Origin of the sequence: Clostridium sp. (assembly GCF_016650095.1) — a bacterium.
GTDB lineage: Bacteria > Bacillota > Clostridia > Clostridiales > Clostridiaceae > Clostridium_AD.
In genome coordinates this window covers 1-21,631 of sequence record NZ_JAENWL010000004.1, presented here as the reverse complement: position 1 = coordinate 21,631, position 21,631 = coordinate 1, and the positions used below count along the sequence as shown (strand labels likewise).

At 30.6% G+C, this 21,631-nt stretch carries 25 protein-coding genes; 23 read left to right on the top strand and 2 right to left on the bottom strand.

Going from position 1 to position 21,631, the window contains the following annotated elements; translation table 11 throughout:
• Positions 1-54 precede the first annotated feature (54 nt).
• Positions 55-1,278 (bottom strand): nucleotidyltransferase, encoded by a 1,224-nt coding sequence (locus JJE11_RS00800; protein ID WP_291632339.1) that lies wholly within the window; start codon positions 1,276-1,278, stop codon positions 55-57.
• 358 nt (positions 1,279-1,636) lie between these two features.
• Here JJE11_RS00800 and pta point away from each other — a divergent pair, with 358 nt between their 5' ends.
• The 22 genes from pta to JJE11_RS00690 all read left to right on the top strand — a co-directional run bounded on the left by pta (position 1,637) and on the right by JJE11_RS00690 (position 20,281).
• Positions 1,637-2,638, top strand: a complete 1,002-nt coding sequence (pta, locus tag JJE11_RS00795; protein WP_291632338.1) for a phosphate acetyltransferase — start codon at positions 1,637-1,639, stop codon at positions 2,636-2,638.
• A gap of 48 nt (positions 2,639-2,686) precedes the next feature.
• Positions 2,687-3,877, top strand: coding sequence for an acetate kinase (locus JJE11_RS00790; protein ID WP_291632337.1), 1,191 nt, complete (start codon positions 2,687-2,689; stop codon positions 3,875-3,877).
• Between the two features lie 210 nt (positions 3,878-4,087).
• The gene (locus JJE11_RS00785; protein ID WP_291632336.1) at positions 4,088-4,588 is read left to right on the top strand and encodes a DUF177 domain-containing protein; all 501 of its coding nucleotides are present in this window, start codon (positions 4,088-4,090) and stop codon (positions 4,586-4,588) included.
• Between the two features lie 12 nt (positions 4,589-4,600).
• Entirely contained in the window at positions 4,601-4,786 is a 186-nt protein-coding gene (gene rpmF / locus JJE11_RS00780) for a 50S ribosomal protein L32 (protein WP_291632335.1), read from the top strand.
• A gap of 159 nt (positions 4,787-4,945) precedes the next feature.
• Positions 4,946-5,968, top strand: a complete 1,023-nt coding sequence (plsX, locus tag JJE11_RS00775) for a phosphate acyltransferase PlsX (RefSeq protein WP_291632334.1) — start codon at positions 4,946-4,948, stop codon at positions 5,966-5,968.
• A gap of 81 nt (positions 5,969-6,049) precedes the next feature.
• A complete protein-coding gene (acpP, locus tag JJE11_RS00770; protein ID WP_291632350.1) occupies positions 6,050-6,283 on the top strand; it encodes an acyl carrier protein in 234 nt (77 codons plus the stop codon).
• A gap of 239 nt (positions 6,284-6,522) precedes the next feature.
• Positions 6,523-7,224, top strand: coding sequence for a ribonuclease III (rnc, locus tag JJE11_RS00765; protein ID WP_291632333.1), 702 nt, complete (start codon positions 6,523-6,525; stop codon positions 7,222-7,224).
• Entirely contained in the window at positions 7,217-8,305 is a 1,089-nt protein-coding gene (locus tag JJE11_RS00760; RefSeq protein ID WP_291632332.1) for a radical SAM protein, read from the top strand. Before rnc ends, JJE11_RS00760 begins: the two co-directional genes overlap by 8 nt.
• Positions 8,306-8,369: 64 nt before the next feature.
• The gene (locus JJE11_RS00755) at positions 8,370-8,630 is read left to right on the top strand and encodes a stage V sporulation protein S (RefSeq protein ID WP_291632331.1); all 261 of its coding nucleotides are present in this window, start codon (positions 8,370-8,372) and stop codon (positions 8,628-8,630) included.
• A gap of 234 nt (positions 8,631-8,864) precedes the next feature.
• The gene (locus tag JJE11_RS00750; protein ID WP_291632330.1) at positions 8,865-8,963 is read left to right on the top strand and encodes a DUF4044 domain-containing protein; all 99 of its coding nucleotides are present in this window, start codon (positions 8,865-8,867) and stop codon (positions 8,961-8,963) included.
• Positions 8,964-8,980: 17 nt separating this feature from the next.
• A complete protein-coding gene (gene smc / locus JJE11_RS00745; protein WP_291632329.1) occupies positions 8,981-12,535 on the top strand; it encodes a chromosome segregation protein SMC in 3,555 nt (1,184 codons plus the stop codon).
• Positions 12,536-12,622: 87 nt separating this feature from the next.
• Positions 12,623-13,534 (top strand): signal recognition particle-docking protein FtsY, encoded by a 912-nt coding sequence (gene ftsY, locus JJE11_RS00740; RefSeq protein WP_291632328.1) that lies wholly within the window; start codon positions 12,623-12,625, stop codon positions 13,532-13,534.
• A gap of 109 nt (positions 13,535-13,643) precedes the next feature.
• Positions 13,644-13,991: a putative DNA-binding protein gene (locus JJE11_RS00735; protein WP_291632327.1), complete on the top strand. Its 348-nt coding sequence runs from the start codon at positions 13,644-13,646 to the stop codon at positions 13,989-13,991.
• Between the two features lie 10 nt (positions 13,992-14,001).
• Entirely contained in the window at positions 14,002-15,351 is a 1,350-nt protein-coding gene (ffh, locus tag JJE11_RS00730) for a signal recognition particle protein (RefSeq protein WP_291632326.1), read from the top strand.
• A gap of 49 nt (positions 15,352-15,400) precedes the next feature.
• Entirely contained in the window at positions 15,401-15,643 is a 243-nt protein-coding gene (gene rpsP / locus JJE11_RS00725) for a 30S ribosomal protein S16 (protein WP_291632325.1), read from the top strand.
• A 34-nt stretch (positions 15,644-15,677) separates the two neighbouring features.
• Positions 15,678-15,905, top strand: coding sequence for a KH domain-containing protein (locus JJE11_RS00720; RefSeq protein ID WP_291632324.1), 228 nt, complete (start codon positions 15,678-15,680; stop codon positions 15,903-15,905).
• Between the two features lie 130 nt (positions 15,906-16,035).
• Positions 16,036-16,527 carry a ribosome maturation factor RimM gene (gene rimM / locus JJE11_RS00715; RefSeq protein ID WP_291632323.1) on the top strand — a complete coding sequence of 164 codons (492 nt, stop codon included), beginning with the start codon at positions 16,036-16,038 and terminating at the stop codon, positions 16,525-16,527.
• Complete coding sequence (gene trmD / locus JJE11_RS00710) at positions 16,524-17,246, top strand: tRNA (guanosine(37)-N1)-methyltransferase TrmD (RefSeq protein WP_291632322.1); 723 nt, start codon at positions 16,524-16,526, stop codon at positions 17,244-17,246. Before rimM ends, trmD begins: the two co-directional genes overlap by 4 nt.
• Positions 17,247-17,424: 178 nt before the next feature.
• On the top strand, positions 17,425-17,772 hold the full coding sequence (gene rplS / locus JJE11_RS00705) for a 50S ribosomal protein L19 (protein ID WP_291632349.1): 348 nt from the start codon (positions 17,425-17,427) through the stop codon (positions 17,770-17,772).
• Between the two features lie 121 nt (positions 17,773-17,893).
• Complete coding sequence (lepB, locus tag JJE11_RS00700) at positions 17,894-18,406, top strand: signal peptidase I (protein ID WP_291632348.1); 513 nt, start codon at positions 17,894-17,896, stop codon at positions 18,404-18,406.
• Positions 18,407-18,414: 8 nt separating this feature from the next.
• Positions 18,415-19,260, top strand: a complete 846-nt coding sequence (gene ylqF / locus JJE11_RS00695; RefSeq protein ID WP_291632347.1) for a ribosome biogenesis GTPase YlqF — start codon at positions 18,415-18,417, stop codon at positions 19,258-19,260.
• A gap of 256 nt (positions 19,261-19,516) precedes the next feature.
• Positions 19,517-20,281, top strand: a complete 765-nt coding sequence (locus JJE11_RS00690) for a ribonuclease HII (protein ID WP_291632346.1) — start codon at positions 19,517-19,519, stop codon at positions 20,279-20,281.
• A gap of 83 nt (positions 20,282-20,364) precedes the next feature.
• Here JJE11_RS00690 and JJE11_RS00685 read toward each other — a convergent pair whose 3' ends face one another.
• Complete coding sequence (locus JJE11_RS00685; protein WP_291632321.1) at positions 20,365-20,733, bottom strand: YraN family protein; 369 nt, start codon at positions 20,731-20,733, stop codon at positions 20,365-20,367.
• A 254-nt stretch (positions 20,734-20,987) separates the two neighbouring features.
• Here JJE11_RS00685 and JJE11_RS00680 point away from each other — a divergent pair.
• On the top strand, positions 20,988-21,631 hold a 644-nt coding region (locus JJE11_RS00680; RefSeq protein WP_291632320.1), incomplete at its 3' end, for a magnesium chelatase domain-containing protein.

Below are 21,631 nucleotides of genomic sequence, written 5' to 3'. Positions count from 1 at the left end.
TTTAAGTTAATTTAAAATAAAGGATACTATCATTAAAGATTGTATCCTTTATTTTTATTCTATAATAATAGGAGATATCAAATAATCGCTATTAGGACTTATACTGCTATTTATGATACTGTAAGCCCTTGTAGCCTGAATGTCTAGCTTCAAGGTTTCATTAGCCTCTTTAGGAAGTTTTGTATAAAGTGGGATGCTACTGTTCGATTTTATAGATTTTAAAATTGACTTTCCTTTTGAGTTGAATCCTAAAACTCTAGCATAAGGACAAGGCATTGATCTTAATTTAGCACTATTAAAGATATCGAATCCTATAAAATATTGGCATAATATTCTACTAATTCGTGTGTAAGTGTACCGTTTACTTTTTATATCGATCAGTGCACTAGAGTAGCTTGAGTTATTCTGTAAAGATTTAATAATCTTATTATCAAGACCTTCAGACACATCGGGTAAATTTACTAAAGAGTTTTTTGATGTGGCAGATTTATGTTTAATGTACGGAAACATGGAATCTTCAAAGGTGAATTCATAGTTTTTCGAGTATAAGTTTAGGATTTCTGCTAATACCGAACTCGGAACATGACCTTCTAGTTTTGTTAATGAACCATTTTCTTTCACAAATTTTCTTATAGAGGTAGCACTGGAAAATTCATTGTGTAAAAGAGTACTGTTATAAGGAGCACCTTCTCTTTTTAAGGTGTAAGGAGTAATAGAACTATTTAACTTGAGTAAGCTTTTACAATATTCAATACCTAGTATATTATTAGGGGAATTTAAAAAATTATCTAATAATAAGTTTGCTGTCTCGCTTTTAGAATTTATTAAGTAATCATAAAGTGCATTAGATCTTGCTAAAGGGTAAACAATACCTTTGGATAAATAAGTTTTTAATAGTGATTTAAATTCAACAGGTTCGTTTAGCAATATATTGGAAATGCTATATATATCATTAATATCTCCATGTTCGCTACCAAAGCAAATATTATTTACTATTCCGAGGCTATTTAGAAGACTTACAGCACCAAAGGAAAAAAATTCTGCCGAGGATACACTGTAAATAGCTGGTAGCTCTATTACTAAATCAACTCCGCTACTTAGTGCCATTTTAGTTTTCGTCCATTTATCTATACTGGATGGAATTCCACGTTGAGCGAAATTTCCGCTCATAACACAAATTAAGGCATCACAATTTGTTAGTTCTTTGGTTTTATTAATATGATATAAATGGCCGTTATGTAATGGATTGTACTCAACAATTATACCTGAAATATTCATAAAATCACCTCGCGAAAGATTGTATCAACATAATTAGGTGAATTACCACCATGTTAATTATAAACTACTAATTAATATAAAAAAGAAAAACTATGCAATAATTTTCTTCTGTAATACATTATAATTTATATTTATTTATATTATATAATAAAAAATTTCTAAATAAAAGGATATATATTTTAAGGTTAAAACAAAAAGAATGAAAATTGCGAATATAATATATGCGAAGGATTTTACTATTTTATGTTGAAATGTATAGCAGAAAAGTAGTATATTATTAGTGTATGTTATAAATATGTATTAATGGTGTATATTATTAATGCAAATAAGTTAACAAAAATAGGAAGGAGAAATAAGAATGGGATTTATAGAGGGAATATGTAAAAAAGCGCAGGCTGATAAAAAAAGAATAGTACTTGCAGAAGGCGAAGAAGAAAGAACCATAAAAGCGAGTGAAATTATAAAAAACAAATCATTAGCTGACTTAATATTAATAGGTGATGTAAGCGTAATAAAAACAAAAGCAGCTAAATTTGGTGTTAACCTTGAAGGTATAGAAATTGTAGATCCAAAAACTTCTGAAAAAACTGGAAATTATGCAAAGGAATTTTATGAGTTAAGAAAAAAGAAAGGAATGACTTTAGAAAAAGCTGCAGATATGATGCGAGATTGCTTATATTTTGCAACCATGATGGTTAAAATGAACGACGCTGATGGATTAGTGTCCGGAGCAATACATAATACAGGAGATTTACTTAGACCTGGAATGCAAATTATTAAAACAGCACCAGGAATTAAGGTTGTTTCAAGTTTCTTTATAATGGAATTGCCTGATAATGAATATGGAGAAGACGGATTGCTTTTATTTGCAGATGCTGCTGTTAATCCAAATCCTAATGCAGAAGAATTAGCGGCTATAGCTATTAGTACTGCAGATAATGCAAAATTATTATGCGGTTTTGAACCTAAGGTTGCAATGTTATCTTTTTCAACTATGGGGAGTGCAAAGCATGAGTTAGTTGACAAAGTAATAGATGCTACTAAAATTGCAAAAGATACTAGACCGGATTTACAAATTGATGGTGAACTTCAATTAGATGCAGCTATTGTTGGTAGCGTAGCAAAACTAAAAGCACCAAATAGTACTGTAGCAGGAAATGCAAATGTTTTAGTGTTCCCAGATTTGCAATCTGGAAATATCGGGTATAAGTTAGTGCAAAGATTTGCAAAAGCAAAGGCTATTGGACCAGTATGTCAAGGATTTGCTAGACCTATAAACGATTTATCAAGAGGATGCAACGTGGAAGATATAGTTAATGTTGTTGCGGTAACTGCAGTTCAAGCTCAAATCAGAAAATAGTTTTATAAATTAAAAATTAGAACAAATAAGTTTAGGGAGGTAAATTCAATGAAAATTTTAGTTATAAACTGTGGAAGTTCATCGCTTAAGTATCAATTGATTAATATGGAAAATGAAAAATGCTTAGCACTTGGGTTAGTAGAAAGAATTGGAATAGAAGGGTCAAAATTAACTCAAAAGGTTAATGGAGAGAAATACATTATTGAAGAGCCAATGAAAGACCATACAGATGCTATTAGATTGGTAATTGGAGCACTTATAGATGCAGCACATGGCGTTATTAAAGATTTATCAGAAATTGGTGCTGTTGGACATAGAATAGTTCATGGTGGAGAAAAATATTCAAAATCAGTTATAATTAATGATGAAGTAATGAAAAGCTTAGAAGAATGTTCAAAACTTGCACCTCTTCACAACCCAGCTAATATAATCGGAATAAATGCTTGTAGAGTATTGATGCAAAATGTACCAATGGTTGCTGTATTTGATACTGCGTTTCATCAAACAATGCCAGAAGTTGCATATATATACCCACTTCCATATGATCTTTATACTGATTATGGTGTTAGAAAATATGGATTCCACGGAACTTCTCACAGATATGTTTCAGATAAAGCTGCAGAAATGATGGGAAGAGACATAAAAGAGCTAAAATTAATTACTTGTCACTTAGGAAATGGAGCAAGTGCTGCTGCGATTCAAAATGGTAAATCAGTAGAAACAAGTATGGGATTTACTCCACTTGAAGGAATAGCTATGGGAACTAGATGCGGGAGTGTAGACCCAGCTATAATAACATATATCATGAAAGAAATGGACTTAACGATTGATGAAGTGAATGATATAATGAACAAAAAATCTGGTGTACTCGGAATATCAGGAGTAAGTAGTGATTTTAGAGATTTAGAAGACGCTGCATATAAAGAGGGAAATCATAGAGCACAGCTCGCAATTGATGTATTTTGCTATAAAGTTAAGAAATTTATAGGTTCTTATGTTGCAGTAATGGGTGGAGTAGATGCAATTGTATTTACTGCGGGCCTTGGTGAAAACTCACCGGAAACAAGAGCGCAGATATGTAGTGGACTAGAATTTTTGGGAGCAGTTATAGATAAGTCAAAGAATAATATTAGGGGAATAGAAGCAGAAATAAGCACTGACGATTCAAAAACTAAGATATTTGTTATCCCAACAAACGAAGAATTAGTAATTGCGAGAGATACATTAGATTTAATATAAAAAAATACTGCTAATTTTTATGATAAATAAATCTTGACTTTTTACTGTATTGTTTATATAATAGTCTGTGTTTGATGTATGTAAAAAACAATTTAGTTAGGAGGGACGCGAAGCTTTGCTCGAGCTGTATAATTTTTTTTATACAAGGTATAATGATTTTCTTTATATGAGAAAAAACTAAATATTATTTAGTTTTTCAGAGTGGATAGTATGGTAATAGATGTTTCAGAAATATTCAGTAATAAAAAAACAAGAAAAGAAATTCATTTAGAGTTTGAGAAAGATAAGTTTTTCTATGAAAATGAATTTATACAATTTTCTAAACCAGTTAAGTTACATCTTATTTTAAAACCTAATGGTAATGAAATGGATTTAACTGGGAGTATGGAGGCAGAACTATTACTTGCTTGTTCTAGGTGTCTTGAGACCTTTTCACATTCAATACATATTGAATTAAATGAAAGATTGTCGAAAACTCTAAAGAGTGAAGATGAGGATATTATTTTCATTGAAGATGATAGATTAGATTTAAGCGAAGTCGTGGAAAATAATATCATTTCTGTGTTACCTATAAAAAGACTTTGTAATAAAGATTGTAAAGGATTATGTCATCAGTGCGGAATCAATCTTAATCATAGTGCATGTAAATGTGGAATTGACGATGTTGATCCAAGGTTGGCAAAATTAAAAGAGTTGTTTTTAACTGATTAAGGAGGTGTTACAATGGGAAATCCAGCTAGAAAATTTTCTAAAGGCAGAAGAGATAATCGAAGAGCGCAAACATTTAAACTTGGTTTACCAGGAATAGTTGAGTGTCCTCAGTGCCACGATATGAAACTTGCTCACAGAGTATGTAAAAACTGTGGTTATTACAAAAATAGAGAAGTTATTGCAATGGAAGCAAAATAAAAAGAAAGTCGAAAGACTTTCTTTTTATTTTGCAAATATAATTATATTTGTATTCTAGTATTAATAATACTAGAAATATTTGCACACTATAGTATATAATATAAATATAGTCATATATCTTTGTTTATTTATAAGACACATTCAAAGTGAGGGTTCAAAATGGTAGTTGTTGTAGATGGAATGGGTGGAGATTTTTCTCCTAGTGCTGTAGTTGAAGGTTGTGTTGTTGCTATAAAAGAGTATGATGTAGATATATTAATAACTGGTCCTTGTGATTTAATTCAAAGTGAGCTAAAGAAGTATACATATGATTGTAATAAAATAAGAGTTATTGATGCTAGAGAAGTCATTAGTACAAGTGAACATCCAGTAATGGCTGTTAAGCGCAAAAAAGACTCAAGCCTCGTAAAAGCATTGAATCTTGTAAAAAGTGGAGAGGCAGATGCTATTATATCGGCTGGAAGCAGTGGTGCTTTTTTAGCTGGATGTACTCTTATAGTAGGGAGAATAAAAGGAATAGATAGACCAGCTTTGGCACCAATAATGCCAGGCAAAAAAGGCCCTTTTATGATAATTGACTCTGGAGCAAATGCAGAATGTAAGCCTCACTATTTAGTTCAATTTGGACTTATGGGGAAAACATATTTTGAAAACATTTTAAAAATAGACAATCCATCTGTTGGATTAGTTAATATAGGAACTGAAGAGGAAAAGGGTAACGAACTTTCAAAATCAGCTTATAAACTACTAAAGGAAGCAAACTTAAACTTTGTTGGTAACGTGGAAGCTAGAGAAATTCCAACTGGAGAAGTTAATGTTTTGGTTTGTGATGGTTTTGTAGGAAATGTAATTTTAAAATTATATGAGGGTGCAGTTGCTAATATATTTGATATATTGAAAACTGAGATAATGAGTTCCTTTAGAACTAAACTTGGAGGGGTGCTATTAAAACCAGTTTTTAAAAAGTTTAAAAAGAATTTTGACTATAAAGAATATGGTGGAGCTGCTTTTTTAGGCGTAAATGGTATTTGTATAAAAGCTCATGGAAGTTCAGATGCTAAAGCTTTTAAAAATGCAATTAAACAAGCTACAATATTTTATGATAATAATGTTGTAGATAAATTAAAATTAGAAATTGAAAAACTATCTGAGCAGGAAAAGAATTTAAATGGAAACTTATAATAGTCTATTAATATGAAAAAGTTAAAAAATATAAACTTTAATAATTGGCATGTATCTTAAAGAAGGTAAGGAGGTGAAGATATTATGTTTGAAAAAATTAGAGCTACTATAGCATCACAGTTAAGTATAGAGGAAGAAGAAATAAAAATGGAATCATCTTTTATGAATAATTTAGGAGCTGATTCTCTTGATATTGTAGAATTAATAATGGCACTTGAAGAAGAGTATGATATAGAAATTCCTGATGAAGATGTTGAAAAAATTATGACTGTTGGCGATGTAGTAGAATATATTAAAGCCCACTCAGAAGAATAATATAAGGCGCCGCAGTACTGCGGGCCTTTAGTTTTTTCAAGTCTATTTTTGAATTTACTATAAAAAGAAAACCCCAAAAATAACTAGTAAATATGTTATTTTCTTTCAGATGCCTTAGGTAAATTGAACAATAAACTTGAAGAAATTTTGCGAATTAATATTAAGACAATTATATACAATATGGTTAGAAATAATGAAGAAAAAATATTTTAATGAACATCCTAAAAGGAGCAATTATTATGAAGTGCGATATAAAATTACAGGAACTTGAGAAAAAACTTAAATTGAATTTTACTGATAAGGAGATACTAAAAACTGCGATAACTCATAGTTCATATGCAAATCAGAAAAAAAAAGTTGAGTTTAATGAAAGACTAGAGTTCTTAGGGGATGCGGTGTTACAACTTGTAATATCCGAATACTTATACTCTAATTTTACAGAAAAGTATGAAGGATATTTAACAAAAATCAGGTCCCTAATTGTTTGTGAAAACTCACTATGCGATATTGCAAACGGATGGGAACTTGGAATGTACATGAATATGAGTAAAGGTGAAGAAATTACTGGCGGTAGAAATAGAGTTTCAATATTGGCTGATTGTGTTGAAGCGGTAATTGCTGCTATATATTTGGATAAAGGGATAGAATATTCTAAGTTATTTATACTTGCAAGTTTTAAAGAAACCATGGAAAAAGCAATTAGCAATGAGATAATCTTGGATTATAAAACTAAACTTCAGGAAATATTGCAGAGAAATGGAGAAGCAGATATTTGCTATGAACATGTAAAATTTGAGGGGCCACCGCATAGAAGGAAGTTTTTTGTTGATTTATTAATAAATGGGAGGATAGAAGCCTCAGGTCAAGGGTACAGTAAAAAAGAAGCAGAGCAAAGCGCAGCCAAAGAATTTATGGCGAGTCAGGAGGATGTGCATGAGTAATTTGCATTACATTATTCCTATTTTCGTTCCACATGAAGGTTGCCCACATGAATGTGTATTTTGCAATCAAGATAGCATAACAGGTATAAAAGTAAAAGTTGATGCAGAGTATGTGGAAAAAACAGTAAATGAATATCTTCAAACAATAAATGGTGAAGATGCAATTATTGAAATATCATTCTTTGGAGGAACTTTTACAGCTATAAAAATAGAAAAGCAGATAGAACTTTTAACTGTTGCGAAGAAGTTCAAAGATAATAATAAAATAAAATTCATTAGATTATCTACAAGACCAGATTATATTGATGATAATATATTGTGTAATCTTAAAAAATATTCTGTAGATATTATAGAGCTCGGAGTTCAGTCAATGGATGAAGAAGTACTATTAAAATCTGGGAGAGGACATACTGCAAATGATGTAGAGATTGCTTCAAAACTTATAAAGCAGTATGGTTTTATCTTAGGGCATCAAGTTATGATAGGACTCCCAGGGGATAATATACGTAAAGATATCGAGACAGCTAAGAGAGTTATTACACTTAAACCAGATATTTGTAGAATATATCCTGCACTTGTAATTAAAGATACACCTATGGAAAGGATGTATATGAATCAAACATTCAAACCTTATTCCTTAGCTGAAGCGGTAAATATAAGTAAGATTATTTACATTATGATGGTTGCAAGTGGAATAAATGTGATTAGGATAGGATTACAGCCAACTGAAGAAATCTCGGAAGGCAATGATTTAGTTGCAGGACCATTTCACCCTGCATTTAGAGAGCTCGTTGAAGGCGGGATATATAATGATTTATTATATACTGTTATTATGAAAAATTTAAAAAGTGACACTATTAATAAGGTTTTAGTAAAAATAAATCCAAAGGATATTTCGAAACTTTATGCTAATGGTAAAAGCTTTTTTAAAGACATAAAGAAACAAATAAGCACAATTTCAATAGATGTATCTCAAGATATTACAATTGAACGTGGAAGTATCGGTATATGTATGAACGAAAAATGTATTATTATGACTATATATGAATATGTGTCCACAAAGTATAAAGAAGGATTTTAATTTATTCTATAGAATATAGGGTTATAGTATTTGTAATAATGTATTCAGTAGGGGGTAATATATAATGGATGTATTAAAAGTATCAGCGAACTCACAACCTAAATCCGTAGCAGGAGCATTAGCTGCAGTTTTAAGGTGTAATCCAGTTGCACAGTTACAAGCTGTAGGGGCAGGGGCTGTTAATCAAGCTGTAAAAGCTATTGCCATTACTAGAGGGTTTGTTGCGCCAAATGGTATTGATTTGGTAGTGATTCCCGCTTTTGTGGAAATATCCATAGATGGAGAAAAAAGAACAGCTATAAAATTCATAGTTGAGCAAAGATGAAAAACCGTGCATGCACGGTTTTCTTAATTTATATATATACGGTGTAGCAATTGATATTTTCATTTAAATGCTATAAACTAGATAATGTAATAAGGTTCATTATTAGATATATAATTTCTATCCACAAGCATGTTAAATAAAGTATATACTACGCTGAGGTGGATATATGATAATATATATTTTTATTTTTACATATTAAAGAAAATTTCAAAAAAATAAAATATGAGGTGAATTATGAAAAAGAAAAAAAGAGAAAAATATACAAAGACATTGATTTATATTGTAGTTATAATTTTTACTTTAAGTTTTGTATTGCCAATGTTATTTAGGTAAAATAGGAGAGTGTTCCCATGTTCTTAAAATCTATTGAAATAAGAGGATTTAAATCCTTTGCAGATAAAACAGAATTAACATTTAAGAAGGGTATTACGGCAGTAGTAGGACCTAATGGTAGTGGTAAAAGCAATATTTCTGATGCTGTTAGATGGGTCCTTGGTGAGCAAAGTGCACGTAACCTAAGAGGAGATAAAATGGAGGATGTCATATTCGCAGGAACACAGTTTAGGAAACCAGTTGGTCTCGCACAGGTTTCCCTTACTTTGGATAATAGTGATTGCGAACTGGATATTGATTATTCTAATGTCACCATATCGAGAAGATTATATCGCTCTGGAGAAAGTGAATATTTAATAAACAAAACATCCTGTAGATTAAAAGATGTACAACAGCTTTTTATGGATACGGGTATAGGAAAAGAAGGATACTCAATTATTGGGCAAGGTAAAATTGATGCTATTTTAAGTGGGAAAACTGAAGAAAGAAGAAAATTGTTTGAAGAGGCTGCAGGGATTGTTAAGTTTAAGACAAGAAAAGAAGAAGCAGAAAAGAAATTGGAAAACACCCAGCAGAATTTGGTTCGGATAAAAGATATTTTAAGTACTTACGAAGAAAGACTAGAACCATTAAAGAATGAAAGTGAAAAAGCAAAGAAATTTTTAAAACTTTTTGAAGAATTAAAAAGTAAAGAAGTTAGCATAATTATTGATTTTATAAATAAAGTTGAAAAAAAAGTTAAAAGCTTAAAAGAGGAATGTACTAAATTAAATAGAGAAGTTATAGTGAGTACGGAAGAGAAAAACCAGTTGAAGAAAGATGTAGAATACTGGAACAATGAATTTGAAGAATTTGAAAATAAAAATAAAGAAGAAAAACAACTATATTACAATAAAAAACTGATTTACCAAAATACCATTTCGGAAATAAACATTCTAAATGAAAGAATAGAAAATTTAGTAAAGGTAATTGACAAGACAACGAATGAAAGAGATATCATTCATAAAAAACTTTCAAAATTTGAATGCAACCTTGATGATTTAGAGAATTCTTTAAATAGTATAAAAAATACTCAAATAGAAATAGAAGAAAAAATTAAATCTGAAGATATAAGAATTAAAATTATTCAAGAAAACATAGAAATTGAAAGTACTGAAGATAAAATGCTTAAACAGCAAGAACAAAAAAACAATGAGAAAACTATTTTAATTACCAATGATTTATTACTATTGAATAATAATATGGATAGCTCAAAAAGAAGAATAGATTTTTTGAAAAATAATGTTCAAGACTTTGGTGATTCAATAAAAATTAATTTAAATACAAAAATAATTTTTGAAAGCCAAATGAAAGAATTTAAAGAAAAGATAGTTCATTACGAAAGCAGACTTTCGGAGAATAAGAAGGAAATTATAAATCTTAAAAATATTTTAAGCACTGATGATCAAACTATGAAAAACTGTAATCTAAAAATTAACAAGACTGAAGCTAATTTTAATGTATTAATGACTTTAGAAAAAAAACATGAAGGATATAATAAATCAGTAAAATATTTAATTGGGCATATTAATGAGGGTAAAGTAAGTAATATTAATCAATGTTTTGTACTTGGAGAGATTATTAAGGTTGAAAAGAATTTAGAAATAGCTATAGAAATTGCTTTGGGTGGCGCCATATCACACATAATAACTAAAGATGAAACAGTGGCTAAAATATTAATTAATTATTTAAAAACACATAATCTTGGTAGGGCTACATTTCTGCCTTTGAACATTATTAAGGGCAAAAAGCTTATCATTGATAATGAAACTAGAAGCAATCCTGGCTTTCTTGGAATTGCAAGTAAGCTAATAGGATTTGAGGATGAATTTAGTGAAGTTATATCATCTATTTTAGGCAAGACCATTATATGTAGAGATATGGATTCAGCTCTACAAATATCAAAAAAGAACAATTTCAGATATAAAATTGTTACACTTTCTGGAGAAGTGGTAAACCCTGGTGGATCATTAACTGGTGGGAGTATATATTCAAAGACATCTAGTATAATTGGCAGGAAAAGAGAGATACAAGAACTGGCTAAAGATTTAGATAGGTTAAAAAAGGAATTACTAATTTACTTAGAAAAAGTAAAACGAAGTAAATCTGAAATTTTAAGATTAGATCAAGAAAACACGAACTTAAAGGATGAGGTTTACTCAGAAAATATTGAAGTAACAAAGATAGAAGCTAAAATTAATGCAGTGCGAGATGAAATGATTAGACTTGAAAATAATATAATGTCATTAGATACTGAAAAATTGTCAGAAGAGAATAAACTTAAATCTGGCAATAAAGAAATCGAAAAAAAGAATATATCTATTACTGAATTTAGGCGCGCAAAAGATGAAATACAGCAAAATTACAATAAAATCGGATTGAAATTAAAAGATAAATTGCAAGAAATTGAGAATATAAAAGAATCAATTATTGATGCTAAGATAAAAAAAGCCAAAATTGATGAAATAATACACAATAAGAGTTCTGAAATTCAAAGGCTAGATGAAGAAATGTTAGTAGATAATAAAAAAATAAATATAGCTTCTAGTGAAATAGAGGAAGCAGTGAAAAATAAGAATGTAAGTACTCATTCAATTCAAAATGCGCAAGGAAAAGTAAATGAAATAAAGGCTATATTAGAAAAAACGGAAAAAAACATTGAAGATAATGAAATCCAAAGAATTAAAATTAAAGAGAAAATAAAAATAAGTGTTGAGCAGCTAGATAATGTTTCGCTAATGCTAGAAAAAAGCGAGAAAGATTTATATAAATGTGAATTAGCTCTTGCAAAAGTAGGAATGGAAAAAGATAATTACTATCAAAAATTGAATGAAGATTTTGAACTAACATATGCAGAAGCACTTCAATTTGAAAATGAAATTGATGACATTGATAAGCTAAAAAAGGAAATATTAGCATTGAAAGGTGCTATATCACTGCTTGGAAAAGTTAATGTAAGTGCTATTGAAGAGTATAAAGAGGTTAAAGAAAAATTTACTTTTATGGATGGTCAAAAGGAAGACTTGGTTCTTGCAAAAAATGAATTATTAACGGTAATATGTGGAATGATTGATAAGATGAAAGAAATATTTGCAGAAAATTTTATTATATTAAGACAGAACTTTAATGAAACATTCATGGAATTATTTAAAGGCGGAAGTGCAGATTTAATACTTACTGAAGGCGATGAACTTACAGCTAAAATTGATATTAACGTGCAACCCCCAGGGAAAAAACTTCAAAACTTAAGTTTAATGTCAGGTGGAGAAAAAGTTTTATCTGCAATTGCATTATTATTTGCTATTTTGAAGATGAAGCCAACACCATTTTGCATTTTAGATGAAATTGAGGCAGCACTAGATGATGCAAACGTAGTTAGGTATGCAGAATTCTTAAAGAGATTCTCGGATAATGTTCAGTTCATTATAATAACTCACAGAAAAGGAACAATGGAAGCTGGAGATGTACTTTATGGCGTTACCATGGAGGAAAAGGGTGTGTCAAAAATAGTGTCTGTAGATTTTAATAAGTAAAATAAATATAACCTATTGATATCTGCAGGGGAGGTTGCAAAACAACCGTTGTTTTGTGACACCAGAGACAAACAAGGAGGAATAGAAATGTTTGGAGGATTTTTTGATAAATTAAAAGATGGACTAACAAAAACTAGAAATAGTATTACAGAAAAAGTTAGTGAAGTATTAAACTTGGCAATTACAATTGATGATGAATTATATGAGGAACTAGAAGAAATATTAATAACATCAGATATAGGCGTAGAGACTTCCATTCTTGTCATTGAGAAACTTAGAAAAAAGGTGAAGGAAGATAAAATAAATGACCCAGCAGAAATTATACCTTGCTTAAAAGAAGTTTTAATTGATATATTGGGAAGCGACGAAAATTCAATAAAGCCTAAAGATCTACCAAAGGTAATTTTGATAATTGGGGTTAATGGAGCTGGAAAAACTACCTCCATTGGTAAAATCTCTGCAACACTAAAAGCTGAGAAATATAAAGTTCTAATTGCAGCAGCAGATACATTTAGAGCAGCAGCTATTGAACAGTTAGAAATTTGGAGCAATAGAGCAGGCGTTGATTTAATAAAACATCAAGAGGGGTCTGATCCTGCTGCTGTAGTTTTTGATGCTGTTCAAGCAGCCAAAGCAAGAAAAGTTGATGTGCTAATTTGTGATACGGCAGGTAGACTTCATAATAAGAAAAATCTCATGGATGAATTAGCAAAAATAAACAGGGTTATTCTGCGTGAATACAGTGAAGCGCATATGGAAACTTTACTAGTTATTGATGCTACTACAGGGCAAAATGGTGTACAACAAGCCAAACAATTCATGGAAATATGCCCTATAGATGGTATAATACTTACAAAGCTAGATGGCACTGCTAAAGGTGGTGTTGTAATATCAATAAAAAGACAACTTGATATACCTGTTAAATATATAGGTGTTGGTGAAGGCATAGATGATTTACAAGAATTCAATGCAAGAGATTTCGTAGAAGCTTTATTCTAAAATCTAAATTCTAGACTTTAATTTATACAAAAATATTTGCCTGTTAAGTAAAACTACTTGACAGTGCAATTAAACTCTGATATTATATGATTTGTGAGTAGGTGATGAAATGGAAAAAAGATTTGAAATTTCCCTACTATTTGATTTTTATGGTGAACTGCTTACCGAAAAGCAGAAGAATATAATGGATTTATATTTTAATAATGATTTGTCCTTATCTGAGATAGCAGAGATAAATAATACTAGCAGGCAAGCTACACATGATACTATTAAAAGATGTGAAAAGATGCTTTTAGTATATGAGGAAAAGTTAAAATTATCGAATAAAGATCATGAACTTAAAGAAACCTTAAAAATCATTATATCAGAATTAAATAATTTGCAAATTAATGTAAAAGATGAAAAAATGAATCAGCTTATATATGAAATAAAAAATCAGATTATTGAGAATATTTAGGAGGTTTATTATGGCATTTGAAGGGTTATCTTCTAAGTTACAGGCTACCATGAAAAAATTAAAGGGTAAGGGTAAGCTTTCCGAAAAAGATATTAAAGATGCTATGAGAGAAGTAAAATTAGCGTTGCTCGAAGCTGATGTTAATTATAAAGTAGTTAAGGATTTTGTGAAAAATGTTAGTGAAAAATGTTTAGGTAATGGAGTATTAGAAAGCTTAACACCAGGTCAACAGGTTATTAAAATTGTTAATGATGAGTTAACTGGTTTAATGGGCAATTCAGAAAGTAAATTAGAATTTTCTACAAAAGGGCTAACAGTTATAATGCTCGTGGGTCTTCAAGGTGCTGGTAAAACCACAATGGGTGGAAAACTTGCTCTTTCACTGAAAAGGCAAAATAAAAAACCATTATTAGTTGCCTGTGATGTATATAGGCCAGCTGCAATTAAACAATTGCAAGTAGTAGGAAAACAAATTGAAGTTCCGGTATTTACTATGGGGGACAAGGTGAGTCCTGTAGATATAGCAAAAGCATCCTTAGCATTTGCCAAAGAAAATGGTAATAATGTAGTTATAATAGATACAGCTGGAAGACTTCATATAGATGAAAATCTAATGGAGGAACTTCAAAATATAAAATTAAGTGTGAAGCCAAGTGAGATAATGCTTGTTGTAGATTCCATGACCGGTCAGGATGCAGTTAATGTAGCAGATAGTTTTAATTCAAAGCTAGATATAACTGGAGTGATTTTGACTAAGTTAGATGGAGATACAAGAGGTGGTGCTGCATTATCTATCAAAGCAATGACTGGCAAACCTATAAAATTTGTTGGTGTTGGCGAAAAAATGAATGATCTAGAAGTTTTCTACCCAGATAGAATGGCATCAAGAATCCTTGGTATGGGTGACGTACTTTCATTAATAGAAAAAGCACAGCAATCCATAAATGAAGATGAAGCAAAAGAACTTGGTAGCAGGATGCTTTCTCAAGAATTTAATTTAGAGGACTATTTAGCAATGATGCAACAAATGAAGAAACTTGGACCACTAAATAAATTGGTTGAAATGATGCCCGGTGTTAACAAAAAAGAATTGCAGGGTATAGATTTATCTCAAAGTGAAAAAGAAATGGCAAAAGTTGAAGCTATCATAAAATCAATGACTACATCAGAAAGAAAACATCCTAATTTGATTAGTAGCTCTTCTTCTAGAAAAAAGAGAATTGCTAATGGATCAGGAACTTTAGTACAACAAGTAAATAAGGTGTTAAAAGATTTTGAGATGGCGAAAAAATTCATGAAGCAAGCAAAGGGATCCCAAAAACCTGGTAAAAAAGGTATGTTTGGTAAATTACCTTTTTAATAGAACTAATTTTAAAATTACAGAATTTACATTTAAGGAGGTGATATACGTGGCAGTTAAAATAAGATTAAAAAGAATGGGTGCTAAACATGCTCCATTTTATAGAGTAGTAGTTGCAGATTCAAGATCTCCTAGAGATGGAAGATTTATTGAAGAAATAGGATACTACAACCCAACTACAGAACCAACTACTATTAAAATTGATGTTGAAAAAGCAGCTAGTTGGATAAAAAAAGGTGCACAACCTTCTGATACAGTTAAAAGATTACTTAGCAAAATAGCAGTCAACTAGAAAAGTTTGTAAGTAATGAATGGAGGAGTTTTCCATGAAACAGTTACTTGAAGTATTGGCAAGGTCTTTAGTTGATAAACCTGAGATGGTGGTAGTAAACGAAGTGGCACATGAGCATACAGTAGTTCTTGAATTATCTGTAGCACATGAGGATATGGGGAAAGTTATAGGGAAACAAGGGCGAATAGCTAAAGCTATTAGAACCGTTGTAAAGGCAGCTGCTGTTAAAGAAAATAAAAAAGTAGTTGTTGAAATAAAGTAAGAGTTAGGTTCTGCCTAACTCTTATTTTAATTAAATGTTGAGATTTCTACGTTAGGTTAATTCAAATAAATAAATTATAATTTTAAAGTTATAATTGTTCATATAAGTAAGTGTGGAAGGAGGAGTTTAAATGAAAGATTTTATGAGTGTAGGTCAGATTGGTAAAACACATGGATTAAAGGGTGAAGTTAAAGTTTTTTCATTAACAGACAGTCTTGAAAGATTTAAAGAATTAAAAAGTGTGTATATAGATGGTGAGATTAGAAAAGTTGAAGGGTGTAAACTTCAATCAGATAGAGCAATACTTAAAATTGAAGGCATAGATAGTATAGAACAAGCAGAATTATATAGAAATAAGTACTTGATGGTTAGTCGCGAGGATGCTCTTGAATTGCCAGAGGGTAGCTATTATGTGGCTGATTTGATAGATTGCAGCGTTTTCGATGATTTGGGAGAAGAGCTTGGGAAAGTATATGACGTTCTCAGTACGCCAGGTAATGATGTATATTGGGTTAAGGGAAATAAAGAAGTACTTATTCCAGTTCTTAAGGATATTGTTGTTAGTATAGATATTAATAAACGCGAAATAATAATTAAGCCAGTAAAAGAATGGCAAGAATGAAAATAGATATTTTAACTCTATTTCCTGAAATGTTTAATGTTTTTAATTATAGTATGATAGGAAGAGCCATAGAAAAAAATATATTGGATATAACACCTTACAATATTAGAGATTATGCAATGAACAAACATAAAAAAGTAGATGATACTCCTTACGGTGGCGGAGCGGGCATGGTTATGCTAGCTCAACCCTTAGTTGACTCTATTAAGGATGTCAAATTACATAATGGAGGAAAAGTAATATTTTTGGGACCAAGGGGTAAAACTTTTACACAAGATATTGCAAAACAGCTTAGCGCGGAAAAAGAAATAATATTTGTATGTGGGCATTATGAGGGTATAGATGAGAGAACATATGACTATATAGATATGGAGATTTCATTAGGTGATTACGTCTTGACTGGTGGAGAAATGGCATGTATTCCTATAGTGGACAGTATTTGTAGGCTAATTCCAGGGGTACTATCTTGCAGTGAGAGTTTTACAGAAGAGTCTTTTTATGATGGAGTACTCGAGTATCCTCATTATACAAGACCAGAATGTTTTGAAGGCATGAACGTTCCAGAGGTATTGACATCGGGACATCATGAAAATGTACGAAAGTGGAGAAGATTGCAGTCGCTTTTAATAACTAAAGAAAAACGGCCGGATTTGTTTCAAAAACTTGTCCTTACAAAAGAAGATAAAAAACTATTAAGTAAGGCATTTGACGCAAAATAGGAGAAAGCGTAAAGGTTTATGTAAAGCTAAAAATAGCTTATATATGAGCATAAAAGATATTTTTATGTTGATATATATATATATTTATGATAGAATGTAATTTGTGCTAGTACGGGCGGTCCTCTGTCATATTATAATAGGCATGAACGTCACAATAAAATTTTAGGAGGGAATGCACATGTTAGAAATTATAAGAGATATAGAAAAAGAACAAATCAGAACTGATTTACCAGTATTTAATGTAGGTGATACTGTTAAGGTTCACATCAAGATTAGTGAAGGTAACAAGGAGAGAGTCCAAGTATTCGAAGGAACCGTTCTTAAGAGACAAAATGGTGGCCTAAGAGAAACTTTCACAGTAAGAAGAGTAGCATCTGGTGTTGGTGTTGAAAAAACATTCCCAGTAAACGCTCCAGTAATTGATAAAATTGAAGTCGTAAGACTTGGTAAAGTTAGAAGAGCTAAACTATTCTACTTAAGAGATAGAGTTGGAAAGTCTGCAAAAGTTAAAGAAAGAATGAGATAAGACAGGGGGGCTGAAAAGTCCCTTTTTACATTTTAACATTTAGTGGCAAAAATAACTTTAGTAGATTAAGCTACTTTAGTAGATTAATCCATTTTGGTGGATTATTAAGTAGGTGTTAATGTTGACAAGAAAAGTTTTTGAGGTAGTAAAATCTACAGCAATTTCACTTGTAATTGCTGTGTTTATTATAAATTTCATATTTCAAATAGTAACCGTAAATGGTGAATCTATGTTTCCGACGCTTCAAAACAATGATAAATTAATACTAGAAAAAGTATCATATAGAATAATACCTACTAAGAGAAATGATATTGTAGTAATAAAGTATCCTGCTGACATAGGACAGAGAATAATAAAAAGAGTTATAGCAGTTGCTGGAGATAAAGTTAAAATTAGCGATAATATAATATACATAAATGGCAAAATTATTAATGAGTATTATAAAAATGAAAGTATTATGAGAGACTATGATGAAGCTATAGTACCTAAGGATTCAATATTTGTTCTTGGCGATAATAGAAATTTCAGTAAAGATAGTCGTAACAGTGATGTAGGGTTTGTAAAACTCAATCTTTTGGAAGGTAAAGCGATTATAAGGCTTTATCCATTCAATAAAATGGGGAGGATTAGATAAGTATGGCAATGACGATAAATTGGTTTCCAGGTCATATGGCGAAGACCAGAAGACAAATTCAAGAGAGTTTAAAACTTGTTGACGCTGTAATAGAAATTAGAGATGCAAGAATAGTAAAATCAAGTGCAAATCCACAAATAGATGAAATTTGCAAAGATAAGCCTAGAGTTATTTTATTAAACAAAAGTGATTTAGCTGAAGATAAAGTGACTAAACAATGGATAGAAAAACTTACAACTGCGAATGTAAGGCCACTCGCTGTGAATTGTATTACGGGTCAAGGCCTAAAAATGATAAAGATTACTCTTGATGAATTATTGAGAGAAAAGCATGATAGACAAAGGAAAAAAGGGTTAGTGAATATTGTTACGAGAGTTATGGTAGTTGGTATACCTAATGTTGGTAAATCTTCTTTTATAAACAAACTAGGGAAAAATAGTGCTACTAAAACTGGGGATAGACCAGGGGTTACTAGAAGTAAGCAATGGGTGAAAACTAGCTTAGGAATAGAGCTAATGGATACTCCAGGTGTATTATGGCCTAGATTTGAAGACGAGACAGTTGGACTTAATTTGGCCTTTACAGGTGCGGTAAAAGATGAAGTCATAGATATAGAGGAATTAGCACTTAGATTAGTAGAAAGACTTCAAATTAATAATGGACAGAGGCTAATGGAAAGATATAAACTTGATGAAATTATGGAGAACCCTATAGACAATTTAGATAATATAGCTAAAAAAAGGGGATCTGTAATATCTAAGGGTAATATTGACTATAATAGAGTGGCAGTTATGCTTTTAGATGAATTTAGAGGTGGAAAATTAGGAGCTATATCTTTAGAAAGAGTAGAATAAATTTAATCTTTTGTATAGAAATAACAGATATAAATTTTTGAGCGAAAGTATATAGGCATCTTAAAAGATAATTAGTAAGAGCTAAGGATATCTTTAAGATGCCTAATTAAGACTTTTAAGTAAGGGACATTGAAGTAAATAGCCGTCGCATCTTTGACTTGTTATTTATTTTTATGCCCCTAAGTATTAAGGAGGGAATATCATGGATTTTAATATCGATATTTCAAATATGAGTTATAGTGAAATTTGTAAATACATGTTGAATATAGGAAATATTGAAAACGTTATCAAAGATAGTGACAGAGGAAATATAATAAATCTGCTATTACAAGACAATCGGAAAACTGTTCAAAAATTAGGTAGTAAGATATCTAAAAAGTTTGAGCTAAAAGACAAGGAAATTCAGAGAGTAAAAAAAATGTACGAGTTTGATAGAAGTTTTGGAAACTATAAATATGTAGCTGGAGTTGATGAAGTGGGAAGAGGGCCTTTAGCTGGTCCTATAGTTGCAGCAGCAGTGATATTAGATTTAAAAGTAAAGGATAAAGATCTAATCCTAAGAGCTAATGATTCTAAAAAAATATCAATAGCTTGCAGAAAAGAACTATCTTATATTATTAAAGAAAAAGCCTTAGCCTATAAAATTATTGAAATTGACAATAAACAGATTGATGAAAAGGGAGTTGGATGGTGCAACAATCAAGTATTTTTGGACGCATGCGCGGGACTCAATATTAAACCTGATTTGGTTTTATCTGATGGGTATAAAATAAAAAACTTTACTAATTTAAATGAATTTGTAATAAAAGGAGATACAAAAAGTGTAAGCATAGCTTGTGCGTCTATAATTGCAAAGGTATATAGAGATGAACTTATGGTACAGTATCATAACAAATATCCGAATTATGGTTTTGATAGAAATGTTGGTTATGGCACAAAAGAACATGTACTTGCAATAAAAGAAAATGGAATTATTCCAATACATAGGAAAAGTTTTTTGAAAAATATTTTGGGAGAATAGATTAATAATTGACAAAAAATTTACAAGTGAATTTTGGGTTTAAGAGGTGCATTTGTGATTTTTTTAGTTTTTAAGATTAAATACTATAACGGAAAAGCATTCTCAATATGGTTAACTGTGAAATCATTATTATAATTATTAAGTGTGATTTCCATAACATCAAATCTAAAATTGGAGTTAACAATATTTTTCATCATAATATATACTTGAGCTGTTTTATAAATTTTTTGTTGCTTAGAATAAATAACTGACTCAGCTGGAATCCCATAATTTATTCCATATCTAGTTTTAACTTCAATAAAGCAAATATAGTTTTTATTCACTGCTATTAGGTCTATTTCACCACATTTACATCTGAAATTTCTGTCCAAAATCTTATATCCTAAATTCTTTAAATAATTTTCTGATATATTCTCGCCGAGTGCTCCGATATCTTTATTGTAAGACTTCATGCAAAAACATCCTTCCATAAATTCCTATAATTTATATACATACTAATATTAGATTAAATAAAAATAAAAAGCAATACATTAGTTATAAATAAGTGAAGTTTATATTGCTTGGATTGCATAGTTAGGGTTAGGAATATGTATTAAATAGTAAATAAAAATATGTCTTATTTAATAATAAATTTACTCGAAGTTATTTTATCAACTATTATGTCAATAATTATGAAATAAGAAATAATAAGGGTATAGGTGATAATATGGCAATACAAATTATGTCTGCTGCATTTACAGGAATAAAAGGAATTATAGTTACAGTCGAAATTGATATAACTCGCGGGCTACCTGCTTTAAACATTGTTGGCCTTGCAGATATTTCAGTTAAAGAATCAAAAGAACGAGTACGCTCTGCAATACTAAACTCTGGTTTTGATTTCCCGGTAAATAGAATAACTATAAATTTAGCACCCGCAGATTTGAAAAAAGAAGGATCTCTATTTGATTTACCAATAGCTATTGGTATCTTGCTTGCGACTAAACAAATAAACGTTAGTGATATTAATGATTATCTTTTTATAGGAGAACTATCACTGTCTGGTCAATTGAAGAAAGTAAGGGGCTCATTACCTGTTGTAATTGAAGGAATAGAAAACAGTATTGAAAAGTTTATCGTTCCGATGAGCAATGCAAAAGAGTGTAGTCTTGTTAAATCTGCAAAGATATTTCCTCTAGATAATTTAAAGCAAGTAGTGAATTTTTTGAACTATAAGGACTTAATGCCTTATCAACAAGAGAGTGATGTAGAGATATTAATCAATGAAGAGTTAGACTATGAAGATGTTATGGGTCAAGAGAGTTCAAAACGAGCGATTGAAGTAGCGGCTGCAGGAGGCCATAATTTGCT

Coding starts and splice junctions, on each gene's coding strand:
- JJE11_RS00800 (WP_291632339.1), bottom strand. CDS start 1,278: ATGAATATTTCAGGTATAATTGTTGAGTACAATCCATTACATAACGGC.
- pta (WP_291632338.1), top strand. CDS start 1,637: ATGGGATTTATAGAGGGAATATGTAAAAAAGCGCAGGCTGATAAAAAA.
- JJE11_RS00790 (WP_291632337.1), top strand. CDS start 2,687: ATGAAAATTTTAGTTATAAACTGTGGAAGTTCATCGCTTAAGTATCAA.
- JJE11_RS00785 (WP_291632336.1), top strand. CDS start 4,088: ATGGTAATAGATGTTTCAGAAATATTCAGTAATAAAAAAACAAGAAAA.
- rpmF (WP_291632335.1), top strand. CDS start 4,601: ATGGGAAATCCAGCTAGAAAATTTTCTAAAGGCAGAAGAGATAATCGA.
- plsX (WP_291632334.1), top strand. CDS start 4,946: ATGGTAGTTGTTGTAGATGGAATGGGTGGAGATTTTTCTCCTAGTGCT.
- rnc (WP_291632333.1), top strand. CDS start 6,523: ATGAAGTGCGATATAAAATTACAGGAACTTGAGAAAAAACTTAAATTG.
- JJE11_RS00760 (WP_291632332.1), top strand. CDS start 7,217: ATGAGTAATTTGCATTACATTATTCCTATTTTCGTTCCACATGAAGGT.
- JJE11_RS00755 (WP_291632331.1), top strand. CDS start 8,370: ATGGATGTATTAAAAGTATCAGCGAACTCACAACCTAAATCCGTAGCA.
- JJE11_RS00750 (WP_291632330.1), top strand. CDS start 8,865: ATGAAAAAGAAAAAAAGAGAAAAATATACAAAGACATTGATTTATATT.
- smc (WP_291632329.1), top strand. CDS start 8,981: ATGTTCTTAAAATCTATTGAAATAAGAGGATTTAAATCCTTTGCAGAT.
- ftsY (WP_291632328.1), top strand. CDS start 12,623: ATGTTTGGAGGATTTTTTGATAAATTAAAAGATGGACTAACAAAAACT.
- JJE11_RS00735 (WP_291632327.1), top strand. CDS start 13,644: ATGGAAAAAAGATTTGAAATTTCCCTACTATTTGATTTTTATGGTGAA.
- ffh (WP_291632326.1), top strand. CDS start 14,002: ATGGCATTTGAAGGGTTATCTTCTAAGTTACAGGCTACCATGAAAAAA.
- JJE11_RS00720 (WP_291632324.1), top strand. CDS start 15,678: ATGAAACAGTTACTTGAAGTATTGGCAAGGTCTTTAGTTGATAAACCT.
- rimM (WP_291632323.1), top strand. CDS start 16,036: ATGAAAGATTTTATGAGTGTAGGTCAGATTGGTAAAACACATGGATTA.
- trmD (WP_291632322.1), top strand. CDS start 16,524: ATGAAAATAGATATTTTAACTCTATTTCCTGAAATGTTTAATGTTTTT.
- rplS (WP_291632349.1), top strand. CDS start 17,425: ATGTTAGAAATTATAAGAGATATAGAAAAAGAACAAATCAGAACTGAT.
- ylqF (WP_291632347.1), top strand. CDS start 18,415: ATGACGATAAATTGGTTTCCAGGTCATATGGCGAAGACCAGAAGACAA.
- JJE11_RS00690 (WP_291632346.1), top strand. CDS start 19,517: ATGTTGAATATAGGAAATATTGAAAACGTTATCAAAGATAGTGACAGA.
- JJE11_RS00685 (WP_291632321.1), bottom strand. CDS start 20,733: ATGAAGTCTTACAATAAAGATATCGGAGCACTCGGCGAGAATATATCA.